This is a genomic window from Microbacterium sp. NPDC056052 (genome assembly GCF_042266785.1).
Lineage (GTDB): Bacteria > Actinomycetota > Actinomycetes > Actinomycetales > Microbacteriaceae > Microbacterium.
On the sequence record NZ_JBHJWV010000006.1, the window covers coordinates 189,801 to 206,020 of the forward strand.

Genomic DNA, 16,220 nt, shown 5'->3' on the forward strand with positions numbered 1-16,220 from the left:
CACCTTTCGCGACGGGAGCATCAGGAACCGACCGAAGGAGAACACCTGCATGTCGAACACCATCCCGCTCGCCGTCCTCGTCGACTGGCTGCACCGCTTCCGCGACGCCGTCGTGACCCAGCGCGACTGGCTCACGGAGCTCGACTCCGCGATCGGCGACGCCGACCACGGCGCGAACATGGCGCGCGGCATGACCGCGGCCGTCGAGAAGGCCGAGCAGACCGCTCCGCAGACGGCGGACGAGCTGTTCAAGACCGTGGGCATGACGCTCGTCTCGACGGTGGGCGGGGCGAGCGGTCCCCTGTACGGCACGTTCTTCCTGCGGATCGGGGCGACGCTCGGCGCCGTGACCGACGTCGAGCCGTCCGCGCTCGCCGCCGGACTGCGGGCGGGACTGGAGGGCGTCGTCGCGCGCGGCAAGGCCGAGGCGGGCGACAAGACCCTGTTCGACGCGATCGCCCCGGCGCTCGACGCGCTGGATGCGGCGCTCTCCGACGGGAAGCCCCCGGCCGAGGCGACCGCGGCCGCCGCGACGGCCGCGGCAGCGGGCCGCGACGCCACGATCGACCTCGTCGCGCGCAAGGGCAGGGCCAGCTACCTCGGGGAGCGGAGCGCGGGGCACATGGATCCGGGATCCGCGTCGGCGACGTTGCTGTTCGAGACGCTCGCCGCGGCCGTGGCAGGCTGACGCGACGATGAGCGCCGTCGGGATCGTCGCCGTCTCGCACAGCCTGCGTCTGGCGGAAGCCGCGCAGGAGCTCGCCGCGCAGATGGTGCCGGGCGGGACCGTGCCGATCGCGGTCGCCGCGGGGGCCGGGACGGATGCGGACGGCGCGCCCATCCTCGGCACCGACGCGACGAAGGTGGCGGCGGCGATCGACGAGCTCGCCGAGGTCTGCGACGGGGTGCTCGTGCTCATGGATCTCGGATCCGCGGTCATGAGCGCCGAGTTCGCGCTCGAGCTGCGCGCCAGCGCGGTTCCGGTGCGGCTCGCCTCCGCACCTTTCGTGGAGGGCCTGCTCGCGGCGACCGTGACCGCCGCGCAGGGCGGGTCGCTGGACGACGTCGCGGCGGAGGCGAACGGCGCGCTGATCGCGAAGTCGGCGCAGCTGGAAGACGAGCCGCAGGCTCCGGCCGGGTCGGGGGGCCCTGAGCTCGATGCGAGCGCGCCGGCGTCTGCGGTCTCGCGGCCGGGGGAGGAATCGCGCACGGTGGTCGTGCGCAACCCCGCGGGTGTGCACGCGCGCCCTGCCGCGCTGATCGCGCAGGCCGCGGCGGGAGCCGAGCTGCGACTGCGGCGGCTGCCGGACGGGGATCCGGTCCCGGCATCGAGCATGATGCGACTGCTCGCCTTCGGGGCCCGTCCCGGAGACGAGGTGCAGTTGGCGGGGGATCCCGCCGCGGTGGAGCGCGTGGCCGCGCTGTTCGAGGACGGCTTCGGCGAGATGGACGGGACGCCGCCGGCGCCGGGAACCGCCCCTTCGGGGTCGTTGAGCGAGGACGCGCGGGCGGGAGCGTCGAGTGGAACGGCCCTGTCGGGGTCGTTGAGCGAGGACGCGCGGAGCGCGCCCGAGACGAAACGCGGTGCCCTCGCGGGCGACGACGTTTCGTCTCGCTCCGCTCGCGCAACGCCCCCGGCGTCTCCCGGATCGACGCTGCGCGGGCTCGGCGTGAGCCCGGGGCGCGCGATCGCGCCCGTCGCGCAGCTCGGCGCAGCGATCGCCGAGCCCCCCGCCGATCGGGTGCCGGACGCCGCACGCGATACCGAGGCGGAGCGGATCGCGCCCGCCGCGGCCGAGGTCGTGGCCGCGCTTCGTGCGACCGCGGCCGCATCGGACGGCGAGGCCGCGCAGATCCTCGAGGCGACCGCGTTGCTGGCCGCCGACCCGGACTTCGCTGCGGGCGCCGCCGCACGGGTGCGCGCGGACGGCGCGTCCGCCGCGCGTGCGGTGTGGGACGAGGCCGGGGATCAGGAACAGGTGCTGCGCGGCCTGGGCGGGCGCTTGGCGGAGCGCGCGGCCGATGTGCGGAGCGTACGCGATCGCATCGTGGCGCGGCTGACCGGGCAGGAGGTTCCCGGGATCCCCGACCGGACCGATCCGTTCGTGCTCGTCGCGCGGGATCTCGCCCCCGCCGAGACCGCGACGCTGGGCCGCAGCGCGTGCGTGGGGCTCGTGACCGAGGAGGGGGGACCGACCTCGCACACGGCGATCCTGGCGCGCGCGCTGGGCATCCCGGCGGTCGTGGGCGCGGCGGGCGCAGAGGGCATCGCGGCCGGGACCACCGTGCTCGTCGACGGCGAGGCCGGGACCGTGCGTCTGGACCCGCCCGCCGGGGAGACCGTCGCCGCGGCGGATCAGATCCCCGAATTCGACGGCGCCGGCGTGCTCGCGGACGGCACGGCGATCCCGCTGCTCGCCAACGTCGGCGGTGCGGCCGACGCGGTCGCCGCGGCCGAGGTCCGCGCGCAGGGCGTCGGCCTGTTCCGCACCGAGTTCTGCTTCCTCGACCGGGCCGAGGAGCCGACGGTCGCCGAGCAGGTCGCCGCCTATCGCGGGGTACTCGCGCCGTTCGCGGGGCGCAAGGTCGTCGTGCGCACGCTCGATGCCGGAAGCGACAAGCCGCTTCCGTTCGCGACCGCGGCGGACGAGGAGAATCCGGCGCTCGGCGTGCGCGGCCTGCGCGTCGCCCTGGCGCATCCGGCCCTCCTCGCGCACCAGCTCGAGGCGATCGCGGCGGCGGGCGCGGCGGAGGGCGCGTACCCCGAGGTGATGGCGCCGATGGTCGCGACGGTCGACGAGGCCCGCGACTTCGCCGCGGCCTGCCATGCGGCGGGGATCGCACGGGCGGGCATCATGATCGAGACGCCGGCTGCCGCGCTGATGGCTCCGGAGCTGTTCGCCGTGGTCGACTTCGTGAGCCTCGGCACCAACGACCTCACGCAGTACACGATGGCCGCCGACCGTCTGTCGGCGCCGCTGGGCGCGCTCAACGGCCCGTGGCAACCGGCGGTGCTGCGCCTGATCGCGGTTGTGGGGGAGGCGGGGCGCGCCGCGGGCAAGGCGGTGGGCGTGTGCGGCGAGGCGGGCGGCGACCCGGCCCTCGCGCCCGTGCTGGTCGGGCTGGGCGTCACGAGCCTGTCGATGACGGCGCGTTCCCTCGCCCGGGTGTCCGCGCGCCTGCGCACGCTGACGGCGGAGGACTGCCGACGTGCGGCCGCCGCGGCGCTCGGATCCGCGACCGCCGTCGAGGCGCAGGCCGCCGTGGCCGCGGTGCTGGGTGAGACCTCCGACGGGACTCGGATCCGCGAGACACCGGATTCAGCATGAGACCGACCCGCAGAAGGTGGGTCTCATGCTGAAGGTGGTTTTCCCCACCTGCCGGGCGCGGCGCGCAGTGGGTGACGCCCGCCGCGCGCGCCGTCAGTCGACCGTGAGCACGAACCCGTCGCCGTCCGCGGTCACCGTCACGTGCGTGAGGTCGGCGACGACGGCGTCGGGGGAGTGCGCAGCGGATCCCGCACCGACGCCGATCACGCGCATCCCCGCGGCGCGGGCGGCCTGGATCCCCGCACCGGAGTCCTCGAAGACGATGCAGTCCGCCGGATCCACGCCGAGTCGGGCGGCGCCGAGCAGGAAGCCCTCCGGATCCGGCTTGGAGGCGCTCACGTGCTCTGCAGTGACAGGGCCGGTCGGCACGCCGAGCTCCGCGGCGCCCATGCGGGCCCGCATCAGCCGGTCGTCCGCCGAGGTGACGATCGCGTGCGGGAAGGGGGCGAGCGCCTGCAGGAACGCGGCGGCTCCCGGCACCTCCACGACGCCGTCCACATCGCCGCTCTCGCGCTCGAGCATGACGCGGTTCTCGGCGAGGTTCTCCTCGTGCGGGCGGTCCGGGAGCATGATCGCCATGCTCTGATGGCCCTGGCGGCCGTGCACCACGCTCAGGACGAACTCCGGCTCGAGCCCGTGGGGCGCGGCCCACGCCAGCCACAGCCGCTCCACGACGGCGGTCGAGTCGACGAGCGTGCCGTCCATGTCGAGCAGGGCGGCGCGGGCGTGGAAGGTCTGGGTCATGTTCTCAGGGTAGTGGCGGGCTCGGCCACGCATCCCCCGGGCGCCTGCCCCGCGCCGCCGTAGGCTGGACGGGACGCGGGACGAGACGAGAGAGGGCGGCGCGATGAGAGCCGAATGGGAGCGACTGATCCGGCGTCTGCGGGACGCGCGCGCCTCGGCGACGCGGCACCAGATGCGCGAGACCGATGCGCTGCTCGCCGGGGCGGTGGCCTTCCTGCTGGGCTTCCTCGTCTCGCTCCTGATCTTCTGGCATCGCACCCCGTCGATCACCGGGGCGTGGTCGGTCGGGGCGGTCGCCGCGATCGGCGGCGCCGCCGTCGCCGTACTGAGCTTCACCGCGGGCCGCATCGGTCTGCGCGCCGAGGCGGCCGAGGCGCCGGAGAAGCAGGATCCGAACGTCGCGAACGACGGCTTCGCGATCCCGGGCCAGCGCCTGCGCTGGTACGAGCTGACCGCGATCGCCCTCGCTCACGGAGCGGTCGCGCTACTCGCCCTGTCCGGCCTCGGCGCCCTGCTCGAGGCGGGCTTCCGGGACGCGCCGGTCTTCGCCTTCCCCGGGGCCGTGCTCGTGGGCGTCGCGCTCGCCCTCACCGGGTACGTCTGCTACCTGAGCGCGATCGCGCTGAGCCCCATGTCGGTCTCGCTGATCCTGTCGATCTTCCTCGTGATCGGGGCGCTCACGGCGATGCTCGAGGCGAGCGATCCGCACTGGTGGCGCGACAACCTCTCGGCGCTCGGCATGTCGAGCAACGCCTCGTCGCCCGCGTTCAACGGCACCCTCATCGTCGCGGGCGTGATGGTCACCACGATCGCCCGCTATGCGACCGCCGCCCTTCCCGTGCCGGAGCCGAGGGATGAGCGGGGGCGCACGATCGTGCGCGTCGCGCTGGTCCTGATCGGGCTGCTCCTCGCGTGCGTCGGGGTCTTCCCGGTGGACCGCTTCTTCCTCGTGCACAACACGGTCGCGACGGGCATGGCGGTGTGCTTCGCCGCGGTCGTGATCGGACTGCCCTGGCTCCTGCGCCGGATCTCGCGGGTGTTCGTGGTGCTGGGCTGGGTGTATGTGCTCGTGATCGCGCTGCTCGGAGTGTTCTTCGCGACCGGCTACTACAACCTCACCGCGGTCGAGCTCATCGCCGCCGTGCTGATCTTCAGCTGGATCATCGTGTTCCTGCGCACCGCGGGCGCCGACCACGGACCGTGGGACGCCGCGCGGCCCGGACGGGCGGAGGCCGTGGCGCGAGGCTGAGCCGCCCCGCCGCAGGGCTCAGGAGGATCCCTTCGCGCAACGACATGTCCGGCGCGCTCGGCGACAAGTCGGCGTCGTCGCGCCGGACGACAATGGGGAGCGACGACCGTCGTCCGCACACTCGAAGGAGAGACCGATGACCGACACGTCCGCTGCGTCCGCGCTGCTCGACCGCGTCCAGGCGCCCGAGGGCTCCGGCCGCGACATCCCCGATGCCGCCACGCGTGAGACCATCGGCCGCGCTCCGGTGCAGACCGTCGCCGACCTGGACGACGCGATCGCCAGAGCCAAGGCCGCGCAGCCCGCCTGGGAGGCGCTCGGCCATGCGAAGCGGAGCGAGCTGCTGCTCGCGGCGGCCGACGCCCTCGACGCGAACGCGGAGGAGCTCGCGCAGCTGCTCTCCCGCGAGCAGGGCAAGCCGCTGAACGGCCCGAACGCCCGGTTCGAGCTGGGCGCGTGCTCGGCCTGGCTGCGCACGAACGCGGCCACGGTGCTGGAGCCCGAGGTTCTCGTCGACGATGAGAACCTGCACGCCGAGCTCGTCTACAAGCCCGCCGGGGTCGTCGGCGCGATCGGCCCGTGGAACTGGCCGCTCATGATCACCATCTGGCAGATCGGGCCGTCGCTGCGGATGGGGAACACCGTGGTCGCCAAGCCCAGCGAGTACACGCCGCTGAGCGTGCTCGCGATGCTGTCTGTCATGAACGAGGTGCTGCCGGCCGACGTGCTGATCGGCATCTCCGGCGACCGGGAGGTGGGCGCGCGGATCGCGTCGCACCCCGACATCGACAAGATCATGTTCACCGGATCCACGGCCACCGGCCGCAAGATCATCGAGAGCTCGGCCGGCAACCTCGCCCGGCTCACGCTCGAGCTCGGCGGCAACGACGCCGGCATCGTGCTGCCGGGCACGGATCCGTCCGCGATCGCCGAGGACCTGTTCTGGGGCGCGTTCATCAACACCGGCCAGACCTGCGCGGCCATGAAGCGCCTCTACGTGCACGACTCGCTCTACGACCAGGTCGTCGACGCGCTCGCCGGCATCGCGGCGTCCGTGCCGATCGGCAACGGACTGGACGAGAACAACGTGCTGGGCCCGCTGCAGAACAAGCAGCAGTTCGACATCGTCTCGCGTCTGGTCGAGGACGCCAGGGCACGCGGCGCCCGCATCGTGACGGGCGGCGAGGCGGCCCCCGAGCTCGGTGAGCTGTTCTACCGGCCGACGATCGTCGCCGACATCGACAACGACGCCGCGCTCGTCCAGGAGGAGCAGTTCGGGCCGGCGCTGCCGGTCATCCGCTACTCCGACGTGGACGAGGCGTTCGCCCTGGCCAACGCGGTCGACGTGGGCCTCGGCGCCTCGGTGTGGTCGAGCGACCCTGAAGCGGCGCGCGAGGCGGCGACCCGCATGCAGTCCGGCACGGTGTGGATCAACTCGCACGGCGGGCTGCACCCCATGGTGCCTTTCGGCGGGGTGAAGAGCTCGGGCTACGGGCTCGAGTTCGGCGTCGCGGGCCTCAAGTCCGTCGCCGTGCCGCAGGTCGTGTCCGGCCCCGGCCGGAAGGCCTGAGTCATGGCCCGCTCTGCGATCGTCGTCGGAGCCGGAACCTCGGGGAGCATCGTCACCCGGCGTCTCGTGGATGCCGGCTACGACGTGACGCTCATCGAGGCCGGCGGCTACGACACCAACCCCGCGATCCACGATCCCTCCCGCGCGGGCGAGCTCTGGCACGCCGCCGAGGACTGGGACTACTTCACGGTGCCGCAGGAGCACGCGGCAGGACGCCGGCTGCACCTGCCGCGCGGCAAGGTCACCGGAGGATCCCACGCGCTGAACGCCATGATCTGGGTGCGCTGCGCGGCCGCCGACTTCGACGGCTGGGAGAGCGCCGGCGCGACCGGCTGGGGCTGGTCCGAGGTCCTCCCCGTCTACGAGGCGATCGAGAACGACCTGCTGCCCGTGACCGACGACTACCCGCTCGTGCCGATCCAGCAGTCGATCATCGACGCCGCAGTCCAGGAGGGGCTGGCGCACAACCCCGACTACAACGGAGGGACCCTCGACGGCGTCTCGCAGGAGCAGGTCACGATGCGGGACGGCCGCCGCGTCAACACCTGGATGGCGTACGTGCGTCCGGTCGAGGACGCCCCGAACCTGCGGATCGTCACGGACGCCGAGGTGCACTCCGTGATCGTCGAGGACGACGCGGCCGTGGGCGTGCGCCTGAGTGATGGATCGGAGCTCCGTGCCGACGAGGTGATCCTCGCCGCGGGCGCCCTCGGCAGCCCTGCGATCCTGCTGCGCACCGGCATCGGCCCGCGCCAGGATCTCGAGGCCCTCGGGATCGACGTGGTCCGCGACGCCCCCGCGGTCGGCGCGAACCTGCACGACCACCTGCTTTCCCCGGTGATCTTCACGACGACGAAGCCGGTGGGCGCGCCGGATCCCGGCGTCTCCGTCACGCAGACGCACCTGTTCTGGCGCTCGCGCGACGACCTCGCAGAGCCCGACACGCAGCCCATCCACTTCTCCGTGCCGATGTGGGGCGAGCTCGAGCCTCGTCCCGGCGCGCACGGGCCCGGCGACGGCTTCTCGCTCATGGCGGGGCTCGTCACGCCGCACAGCCGCGGTGCGCTGCGCCTGTCCGGTCCCGCGGTCGAGGATCCGCTCCTCATCGATCTCGCCGCCCTCGAGGACGACCGCGACGTCGCCGCGCTCGCGGCATCCGTGCGCCAGGCGCGCCGGATCGGCGCCCGGTCGGCGCTCGCCGGCGAGTGGGGTGCGACCGAGGCCTACCCCGGACCCGAGGTGCCGGACGCCCACGTCGAGGACTGGGTGCGCCGCACCGCGATCACGTATCACCACCAGGTCGGCACCTGCCGGATGGGATCGGATCCGGACGCCGTCGTGGATCCGCGTCTGCGCGTGAACGGCATCGCGGGGCTCCGGGTGATCGACGCCTCCGTCATGCCGACGATCACCACGGGCAACACGAACGCCCCCGCCGCCGTGATCGGTGAGCGCGGTGCGCTGTTCGTGATCGAAGACGCGGGCTAGCGTGATCCGTCGGCGCCCCCTCTGAACGTCGGCGCCCCCTCGCAGGAACGTTCCTGCGAGGGGGCACGGATGCGGCGAGGGGGCCTCGACGACAGGTGCGGGGCGGGGTCAGTCGTCCAGCAGCGCCGCGGCGAACATCGGGCGGGCGGCGTCGGCGCTCGGCGGATGGAAGAGGCCGGCGGTCGCGTCGCGGTAGAGCCTGCTGAGCTCGTGGCCGTTGTCGAAGCCGCCTCCGCTCGTGCACATGAGCGCGGCCTCCGCGGCGCGGCGTGCGGCGGTCGAGGCGTTCAGGCGAGCGCTCACGAGGAGCAGCGGCCAGCGCGCGCCGTGATCGAGCAGCTCGTCGAAGTCGCGGCAGTAGGCCTCGAGCTGCGCCGGCACCGCGAGGTAGTCGAGGTGCGCGTCGGCGAGCCTGGTGCGCGACTCCGGCACCTCGGCGTAGGTCGCTCCGGCCTTCGCGGAACGGCGCTTCTTCAGACCCGCAGCTCCCAGGTCGAGCGCACGGCGGGCGACGCCGGCGTAGACGGATCCGATGAGCAGCTGGAAGTTGCTCGTGATCGCGAACGTGAGGAGATCAGGAACACGGCCCACGGCGATGCGGCGGTTCACCCGCTCCGGCGCCATGCGCACGTCCTTCAGGATCGTCGCGCGGCTCTGCGATGCCCGCATGCCCATCACGTCCCACTGGTCGGAGACGGCGATGCCCTCCGTGCCGCGCTCGAGGAAGCCGTAGACGAGCACCGGGTTCTCCGGATCCGTGTCGTCGCGGCCGTGCGTGATGAGACGCGTCCAGACGGGGGAGAGCGACGTGAAGATCTTGACCCCGCTGAGGAGGAACCCGCCGTCGGCCTGTGGGGCGGCGGCCGTCTTCGAGTCCTGCATGACCCAGTCGTTGGAGGGCTCGCTGATCCCGAAGGCGAAGATCTCTCCGGCCATCGCCTCGGCGAACACCCCGTCGAGGGAGTGGTCGCCGCGGTCGGCGAGGGCCTTCGCGACGCCCGTGCACATGAGGTGCATGTTGACCGCGAGGGCGGTCGCCGGGGCCGCGGTCGCAAGGCGCTGCTGCAGGTGCGAGACCTCGTCGAGGCTCAGCCCAGGACCGCCGTGCGCCTCGGGCACGAACAGCAGCAGGTACCCGCGCTCGGTGAGCTCGGCGAGATCCTCGTCGAAGAACCGGTTCTCCCGGTCGTACACGCCCGCGCGCTCCCGGAACCGCTCCAGCAGCTCCTCCGGCAGATAGCGCTCGGCGAGCTCCGCGTGGCGGGTGAGACGGTCGGTCATCGTGCCTCCTGGGGGTGAGTGTGCGGATCCGGCCCGGATCCGGGGCGTTTCACGGCCGCTCCAGCACGAGGGCTCCGTTGTGGCCGCCGAAGCCGAAGGACGGCGAGAGGATCCGGCGCATCGGGCCGGCGTCTCGTGCGGTGCCGCGCACGATGTCCCAGTCCGCGAACTCCGGATCGTCGAGGTTGACGGTGGGCGGGATCAGGCCCGTCTGCAGGGTGCGGATCGCGACGACGGCCTCGATCGCCCCGGAGGCGCCGAGGAGGTGGCCCGTGCTCGACTTCGTCGCGGTGAGCGGGATCGAACGGGCACGATCGCCGAACACGGCCTCGAGGGCCACGAGCTCAGCGGCGTCCCCGGCCGGTGTGCCGGTGCCGTGCGCGTTGACGTGGTCTATGCCGTCGGCGGCATACGCATCCAGGCCTGCGTCGGCCAGCGCCGCCGCGACGGCCTGGGCGGCGCCGCGACCCTGCGGATGCGGAGCCGTGGGGTGGTGTGCATCGCTCGACTCGCCGAATCCGGCGAGCACGGCGAGCGGCTCCGCGCCGCGATCGCGCGCGACGTCCTCGGCTTCGAGCAGCAGGGCCGCAGCGCCCTGGGACATCACGAAGCCGCGGCGCCCGCGGTCGAACGGCCGGCTGGCGGCGGCCGGATCCGCCTCGTATCCGCTCGCGAGCGCCCGCAGGTTCGCGTTCGCTGCGAGGTTGACCGCGTTGAGGCAGTCCTCCATGCCGACCATGAGCACGGCGTCTGCGTAGCCGTGCCGGATGCGGCGCAGCCCCTCGCCGAGCCCGATCGCGCTCGATGCGCACGTCGCGGTCACGCCGTGCGCGGTGCCGCGGACGCCGTACCGCTCGCTGAGCAGCGCCGCCGCCGCATCCGGGGCGCCGTGCACGACGACGCTCAGCGGCACGGCGCGCGGACCGCGGGCGTCGAGGGCGCGGGTGGCCGCCTGCATCGCGTCGACCGGGCCGGATCCGGTCGCGGCGAGGATGGCCGTGCGCGTCGGATCCCAGGGAAGCCCCGCCCCTGCGCGCAGCGCGGCGGGATCGATGCCGGCGTCGGCGAGGGCCTGGTCCGCGGCGGCGATCGCCCAGAGCTGCAGGGGGCTGAGGCGACGGCTCAGCGGCGGATCCACGATCCCGGTGGCGTCGAATCCGCGGATCCTGCCGCCGATCCGTACGGCCAGGCCCTGGAACCCCGGTTCGTCGAGGGCTGTGATCGCACTGCGGCCGGAGACGACCGCATCCCACAGCGAGGGGACGTCGAGACCGCTCGGCGTGATCGCGCCGAGGCCCGTGACCACGACGCGCCGCTCCCCGCCCGCCCGCGCCGTGCGCGCGCCGGTCATAGCCGCACCGCCTCGCCGGACTCGACCATGGCGGCCGCGGCAGGGCGACGGATCTTCCCGCCCGCCGTCCGCGGCAGGCGCGGCACGCGGTACCAGCGCCGCGGCACGAACTGCGGAGCGAGCCGGTCGCGCGCCCATGCCTGCAGATCGGCCTTGGGGAGCGGTGCGCGGGGGCCGTCCTCGACCAGGAGCGCCACCACGGCGCCGAGCCGCGCGTCGGGCAGGGCGACCGCACAGACGGCGCCGAGTCCCGGTATCGCTTCGAACGCGCGATCCACCTCGGGCAGCGAGACCTTGTGCCCGCCGGTCGCGACGATGTCGCCGGCACGCCCGGCCAGGTGCAGCCGCCCCTGCACCCTGCGGCCCATGTCGTGCACGGTGGCCCAGCCGTCCGGCCCCCGCAGCACGGCGTCGGTGGTCGCCGCGAGGTAGCCGTCGGAGCAGGCCGCGGCGCGGATCCACAGAGTGCCGAGCTCGCCCTCGGGCACGGCGTTCCCCTCGTCGTCGCGGATCTCGGCCTCGATGCCGTCGTACACGTCGAGAAGCGTGCCGTCGCCCCCGCGGCTGTCCCCGATGAAGCCGATCTCGGCGGCGCCGTAGTAGCTGATCAGGCGCACGTGCGGCAGCGCCGCGGCGAGCCCGTCGCGCAGGACCGGGGGCAGGTTCGCGCCGCCGGTGACCACGAGTTCGAGCCCGGCGAACGCGGAAGGATCCCGGCGTGCGGCATCGACGAGCACCTGCACCACGGCCGGGACCGCGACGATGCGGGCGATCCGCTCCGCCGCGACGCGGCGGGCGAGCTGCGCGGCGTCGAACGCGTCCGCGAGGTGCGCCCCGCCTCCGGTCGCGAGGCACTCGATGAGCGCGTACAGCGTGAGGCTGTACGACAGCGGGCCCGGGGCGAGGGTCTCGACGCCCGGCAGCGGCTCGAGGTGCCCACTCGAGACGGCGACGTTCTCGCGGTACTGCCGCCGGGTCTTCAGGAACGCCTTCGGGTCGCTCGTGGTGCCGGAGGAGAAGAGCAGCAGGAACGCCTCGTCGCCGTCGCGCACGGTCGGCGGATCCGCAGGGATCGCCGCCCGCTCGCGATCCCGGAACTCGGTGAGCGGGAGCACGGTCCCGGTCCATCCGGCCTCGTCCAGGGCTGCCGCGAGCGCGGCGTCGTCGCTGATCACGAGCCCGATCCCTGCGGCGGTGATGACGTGCACCCGGTGCGCGAGGGGCCAGTGCGGGTCGATCGTGGCGGACACCGCGCGGTACCCGGCGAGGCCTGCGACGATCCGTGCGGCGTGGAAGGCGCTCGCCACGCTGACCGCGGTGATCGGGATCCCGCCGGTCTCAGGGGCGGGAGAGGGGGGAGCGGCCTGCGCGCGATGCGCCGCGTCCACCACGGCGAACGCGCGGCGCGAGTCCTCGACGAGCCCGGCGTAGTCGAGAGCGCCGTCGGCGCCCACGATCGCCTGCTGCGCGGGGACCTGCGCGGCGGTGGAGAGCACGGTCCTGGTGATCGGCATTCCCCGCCCTTCCCATGACGCGTACGCGCCGGGCGAGGCCGGCTTCGCGGATCCAGTCTATGACCGGACGGCGGTGCACGGCCTGCGGTCGGTCAGTCCGCCGGCGTCCCGTCCTTGACCTCTCTTGCCGTGCAAGCTAGCTTGTGAGGCATGACACCGGACGTCGGCGCGCAGATGCGCAAGGGCGTGGTCGAGTACTGCGTGCTGGGCCTGCTCGCGCGCGGCCCGATGTACGGCTGGGAACTGTCCGAGCGGCTGATCGCGGAGGGCCTCATCGCCAGCATCGGCACGCTGTATCCACTGCTCTCACGGCTGCGGCAGAGCGGCTGGGTGCGGACGTTCGAGCGCCCGTCAGGGGCGGGTCCGGTGCGGCGCTATTACGAACTCACGGAGCGCGGCGTGCAGCAGCTCGCGCAATTCAGGGCGTCCTGGGCGCCGTTCGCGCGGAGCGTGGCGGATCTGACCGCCGACGTCCCACCGCCGGCGCGGGTGACCGGAGAGAGGGAAGCATGACCGAGACCGAGGCGCAGAACCTGCGCGACGACTACCTGAACCGGCTCGACGCGGCCATCGCCGAGCTGCCGTGGCGCGTCGCGAACGACCTGCGCAGCGGCATCGCGGAGGAGCTCGACGGGCTCGACGCCGTGGCGGTGCGGGAGCGGACCGCGCAGCTCGGGGATCCGGCGCGGATCGCCGCGGCCGCGAAGGAGGAGACCGCATCAGCGCCGCCCCCGCCGGTGGTCGTCGTGGCTCCCGCGCCGCTTCCGGCGTTCGGGGCCAAGCCGGCGATGGTCGACACGAAGTGGTTCGCGATCGTGGGTGCGCTCGTGCTCGGCTTCGGCACTTTCGTGTTCCCGATCGGCGGGTGGGTCATCGGAGTGGCACTGGTCACCTCGAGCCGGTTCTGGCGGCGGTGGGAGAAGGCGGTGGCGATCCTGCTGCCGTTCGTCGCGTGGGTGCTGATGTTCTTCCTGAGCGGGTTGCTGCGCGGGCTCTCGGTCTGGTCGTCCTCCGATCCCAGGAATCCGGTGGTCCCCACCGCCTATGACCTGGCGAACGTGGCGGTCGTCCTGATGATCCTCATCCCGGCGGGCACGCTGTGGCTGCTCTGGCGCCTGCGCGGCCGCGACGTGCCGCTGCGCTGAGTCGCCCCCGCCGCCGCAGCCTCAGCCCGCCGCGTACACCTCGCGCCCCGCGAACCAGGTCGACAGCACGCGCGCGTCGATGATGGCGTCGGCCGGGCCGCCGATCGCGTCGCGGTCCAGGACCACGAAGTCCGCCGACTTGCCGACCTCCAGGGATCCGGTCTCCGACGCGAGGCCCATCGCGGCCGCGGCGTTGCGGGTGAACACCTGCAGCGCCTCTTCGGCCGTGATCGCCTGCTCGGGCCAGAGCGTCCCTGGCATGCGGCGCAGCGGATCCGCCCTGGTCACGAGGCCCTGGATGCCCTCGAGCGGGTTCGGGGACTCGCTCACCGGCCAGTCGGATCCGCCGGCGACGAGCGCACCGGCGTCGATGAGGGCGCGGTTCGGCTGGGAGTGCTCTGCGCGCTCGCCGAGCACCTCGGCGAGCATCTGCGGGATGACGCCGGGGAACCAGATGAACGGCGAGATGTCGGCGACGACGTCGAGCGCGGCGAGGCGGGGGATGTCCTCCTCGGCGAGGAACTGCCCGTGCGCGATCTGGATGGGCGTCCTGAAACCCTCGGCGCGCAGGCGCTCCGCGACGTCGAGCACGAGACGGGCCGACCCGTCGCCGGTGCAGTGCACCTTGGCGCCGAGACCGCGTTCGGCGACCTGCCGCAGCCAGTCATAGAGCTCGTCGAAGGTCATGATGGTCTCGCCGTGGAAGTGCGCGCCGTGCGCGGCGTCGGCGAGGTACGGCTCCAGGAACGAGGCGGTGCGTGCGGGCGGCACCCCGTCGAGGAAGATCTTCACGAAGTCGGGGCGGTGATGCGTGGTGCGGAACTCCTCGCCGCGCGCGATGAGCGGCGATCCGATGGGGTCGAATCCGAAGATCTCGTCGTTGATGAGCAGCGACGACACGACCCAGGCGTCGAGCTCGCCGGCCGTGTCGAGGTCCCTGAGGGCGCCGAGGATGTCGGTGGAGACGCCCGCATCCTGGAAGGACGTGATGCCGTAGGTGTTCGCGAGACGCACGCCGTGCGCCGACGCCGCCCTGTGCTGCGCGGAGGTCAGTCCGCCCGAGCGGTCGTAGGCCTCCTGCACGGGGATCCCTGCGGCCTCGAGAAGGACGCCGGTGGGGGAGCCGTCCTCCTCGTCCAGGATCGTGACGCCGCCTTCGGGAACCGCGCCCGGCCCGATGCCGGCGAGTTCGAGGGCGCGCGAGTTCGCCCAGCGGTTGTGCCGGGAGTCCTCGACGAGCATCACGGGGCGTCCGCCGGCGGCATCGTCCAGGAGGCGACGGGAAGCCGTGTTCGCGAGCATCGGCAGCATCGTGCTCGCGACCGGGCCGCCGATGATCCACGCGTCCTCGGGCAGCGTCGCCGCCTTCTCCCGCACCCGGTCGAGGATCCCGTCCAGGGTGAGCGAGGACGGCAGCGCGAGCTCGAACAGATCCGTGCGTCCTGCCATCGCGTGGTGGTTGTGCACGTCTGCGAAGCCGGGGTAGACCGCGGCCCCGCCGAGCTCGAGAACCCGCGTGCGGCGTCCGCGCAGCGCCTCGACCTCGGCGCGCGTGCCGATCGCGGCGATGCGGCCGTCGCGGACGGCGAACGCCTCCGCGGCCGGGCTGGCGGGATCCACGGTGCGGATGACGTCGGCGACGACGATGAGCTCGGCGGGGGCGGTCGTCATGTCAGGCCCCGGTTCCCGCGCCCGCGGCGCCTTGGCCGGAGAAGTACGCGGGCTCGAGCTCCGGCGCGTGTTGCGTCACCGAGATCAGGCGACCCCAGGCGCCGAACGTGAAGTGCGTGGGCACCTCGCCGGTCTCGTCCAGGCCGAACAGCACGCCGTGCGAGCGGATCTTCGTGACGTCGCGGTGGTCGGCGATCGTGACCGAGGCGCAGGGGATGACCTTCTCGCGCCAGGCGAACACGTAGATGCCGGGGCGGATCTCCCACACGCTGTTCTCGTCGGTGTCGGCGAGCCCGCGCTCGGGGCCGGCCAGGCACTGCCAGCTGTACCAGCGCTCGGACAGGTACACGTGCTCGTACGCGTGCTCCGTGCTGTAGACCCACTCCACGCGGCGGCCGATCAGCGCGGTCGTGGGGTGCGGCTCGTCACCGGAGGGCACGGTGCCGTCGATGGTCGCGGTGCCGAAGTGGTGCTGCACGCGCGTGCGGCCCTTCTCGCCCGGGGGGAGGATCTCGCTGATGATCGACAGGACGCGCCCCGCGCGCAGGTCGACGACGAGGGAGACGGCCTCGTTCGGCAGGTAGCTGTGGTGGAACTGCACGAAGAACAGATCCTCGTCGACCTCGAACGCCTCATAGGCGTCGGTGTCGCTGGCCGGTGCGGTGGGGTCGCCCTCGCCGGGGGAGTAGGTCCAGGTGACCTCGTCGTCGGCGAAGCGGTGCGCGATGCGGGTGCCGTTGGGCGCGGTGAGGTCGATCTGACGGCCGGACAGGGCCGTGGTGTGCGGCGCCTTGTTCGCGTCGAAGCCGGGGGCGAGGCCGTCCAGCGGAAGCCAGGTCGACGTGTCGGCGGGGTTCATGGTGGTCATGATGCTCCTT

13 protein-coding genes are annotated in these 16,220 nt (G+C 73.3%); 7 read left to right on the forward strand and 6 right to left on the reverse strand.

Annotation, left to right across the window (positions count from 1 at the left end):
• Positions 1 to 49: 49 nt before the first annotated feature.
• Positions 50 to 688, forward strand: coding sequence for a dihydroxyacetone kinase subunit DhaL (gene dhaL, locus ACFC1J_RS13200; RefSeq protein WP_375906682.1), 639 nt, complete (start codon positions 50 to 52; stop codon positions 686 to 688).
• Between the two features lie 7 nt (positions 689 to 695).
• Positions 696 to 3,329 (forward strand): phosphoenolpyruvate--protein phosphotransferase, encoded by a 2,634-nt coding sequence (gene ptsP, locus ACFC1J_RS13205; protein WP_375906685.1) that lies wholly within the window; start codon positions 696 to 698, stop codon positions 3,327 to 3,329.
• A 93-nt stretch (positions 3,330 to 3,422) separates the two neighbouring features.
• Here the strand turns inward: ptsP and ACFC1J_RS13210 are convergent, their stop codons facing one another.
• Complete coding sequence (locus ACFC1J_RS13210; RefSeq protein WP_375906687.1) at positions 3,423 to 4,073, reverse strand: HAD-IA family hydrolase; 651 nt, start codon at positions 4,071 to 4,073, stop codon at positions 3,423 to 3,425.
• 103 nt (positions 4,074 to 4,176) lie between these two features.
• Here ACFC1J_RS13210 and ACFC1J_RS13215 point away from each other — a divergent pair, with 103 nt between their 5' ends.
• The 3 genes from ACFC1J_RS13215 (at position 4,177) to ACFC1J_RS13225 (ending at position 8,380) form a co-directional block, all read left to right on the forward strand.
• Entirely contained in the window at positions 4,177 to 5,322 is a 1,146-nt protein-coding gene (locus tag ACFC1J_RS13215; protein WP_375906690.1) for a DUF998 domain-containing protein, read from the forward strand.
• A 136-nt stretch (positions 5,323 to 5,458) separates the two neighbouring features.
• Complete coding sequence (locus tag ACFC1J_RS13220) at positions 5,459 to 6,892, forward strand: aldehyde dehydrogenase family protein (RefSeq protein ID WP_375906693.1); 1,434 nt, start codon at positions 5,459 to 5,461, stop codon at positions 6,890 to 6,892.
• A 3-nt stretch (positions 6,893 to 6,895) separates the two neighbouring features.
• Positions 6,896 to 8,380: a GMC family oxidoreductase gene (locus ACFC1J_RS13225; protein ID WP_375906696.1), complete on the forward strand. Its 1,485-nt coding sequence runs from the start codon at positions 6,896 to 6,898 to the stop codon at positions 8,378 to 8,380.
• Positions 8,381 to 8,488: 108 nt separating this feature from the next.
• On the opposite strand, the gene ACFC1J_RS13230 is transcribed toward ACFC1J_RS13225, so the two are convergent.
• The 3 genes from ACFC1J_RS13230 to ACFC1J_RS13240 are packed head-to-tail and all read right to left on the reverse strand — an operon-like array spanning position 8,489 to position 12,526.
• On the reverse strand, positions 8,489 to 9,661 hold the full coding sequence (locus tag ACFC1J_RS13230; RefSeq protein WP_375906699.1) for an acyl-CoA dehydrogenase family protein: 1,173 nt from the start codon (positions 9,659 to 9,661) through the stop codon (positions 8,489 to 8,491).
• 49 nt (positions 9,662 to 9,710) lie between these two features.
• Positions 9,711 to 11,012 carry a beta-ketoacyl-[acyl-carrier-protein] synthase family protein gene (locus ACFC1J_RS13235; RefSeq protein ID WP_375906701.1) on the reverse strand — a complete coding sequence of 434 codons (1,302 nt, stop codon included), beginning with the start codon at positions 11,010 to 11,012 and terminating at the stop codon, positions 9,711 to 9,713.
• A complete protein-coding gene (locus ACFC1J_RS13240; protein WP_375906704.1) occupies positions 11,009 to 12,526 on the reverse strand; it encodes a fatty acid--CoA ligase family protein in 1,518 nt (505 codons plus the stop codon). Before ACFC1J_RS13240 ends, ACFC1J_RS13235 begins: the two co-directional genes overlap by 4 nt.
• Positions 12,527 to 12,676: 150 nt before the next feature.
• Here ACFC1J_RS13240 and ACFC1J_RS13245 point away from each other — a divergent pair, with 150 nt between their 5' ends.
• Together ACFC1J_RS13245 and ACFC1J_RS13250 are read left to right on the forward strand one after the other, a co-directional pair.
• Entirely contained in the window at positions 12,677 to 13,039 is a 363-nt protein-coding gene (locus tag ACFC1J_RS13245) for a PadR family transcriptional regulator (RefSeq protein ID WP_375906707.1), read from the forward strand.
• Positions 13,036 to 13,671, forward strand: coding sequence for a hypothetical protein (locus ACFC1J_RS13250; protein WP_375906710.1), 636 nt, complete (start codon positions 13,036 to 13,038; stop codon positions 13,669 to 13,671). The genes ACFC1J_RS13245 and ACFC1J_RS13250 overlap by 4 nt, the downstream gene beginning before the upstream one ends.
• 21 nt (positions 13,672 to 13,692) lie before the next feature.
• Here the strand turns inward: ACFC1J_RS13250 and ACFC1J_RS13255 are convergent, their stop codons facing one another.
• Positions 13,693 to 15,342 carry an amidohydrolase gene (locus ACFC1J_RS13255; protein WP_375906713.1) on the reverse strand — a complete coding sequence of 550 codons (1,650 nt, stop codon included), beginning with the start codon at positions 15,340 to 15,342 and terminating at the stop codon, positions 13,693 to 13,695.
• 1 nt (position 15,343) lies between these two features.
• Positions 15,344 to 16,210 carry a MoaF C-terminal domain-containing protein gene (locus ACFC1J_RS13260; RefSeq protein WP_375906715.1) on the reverse strand — a complete coding sequence of 289 codons (867 nt, stop codon included), beginning with the start codon at positions 16,208 to 16,210 and terminating at the stop codon, positions 15,344 to 15,346.
• Positions 16,211 to 16,220: the final 10 nt, after the last annotated feature.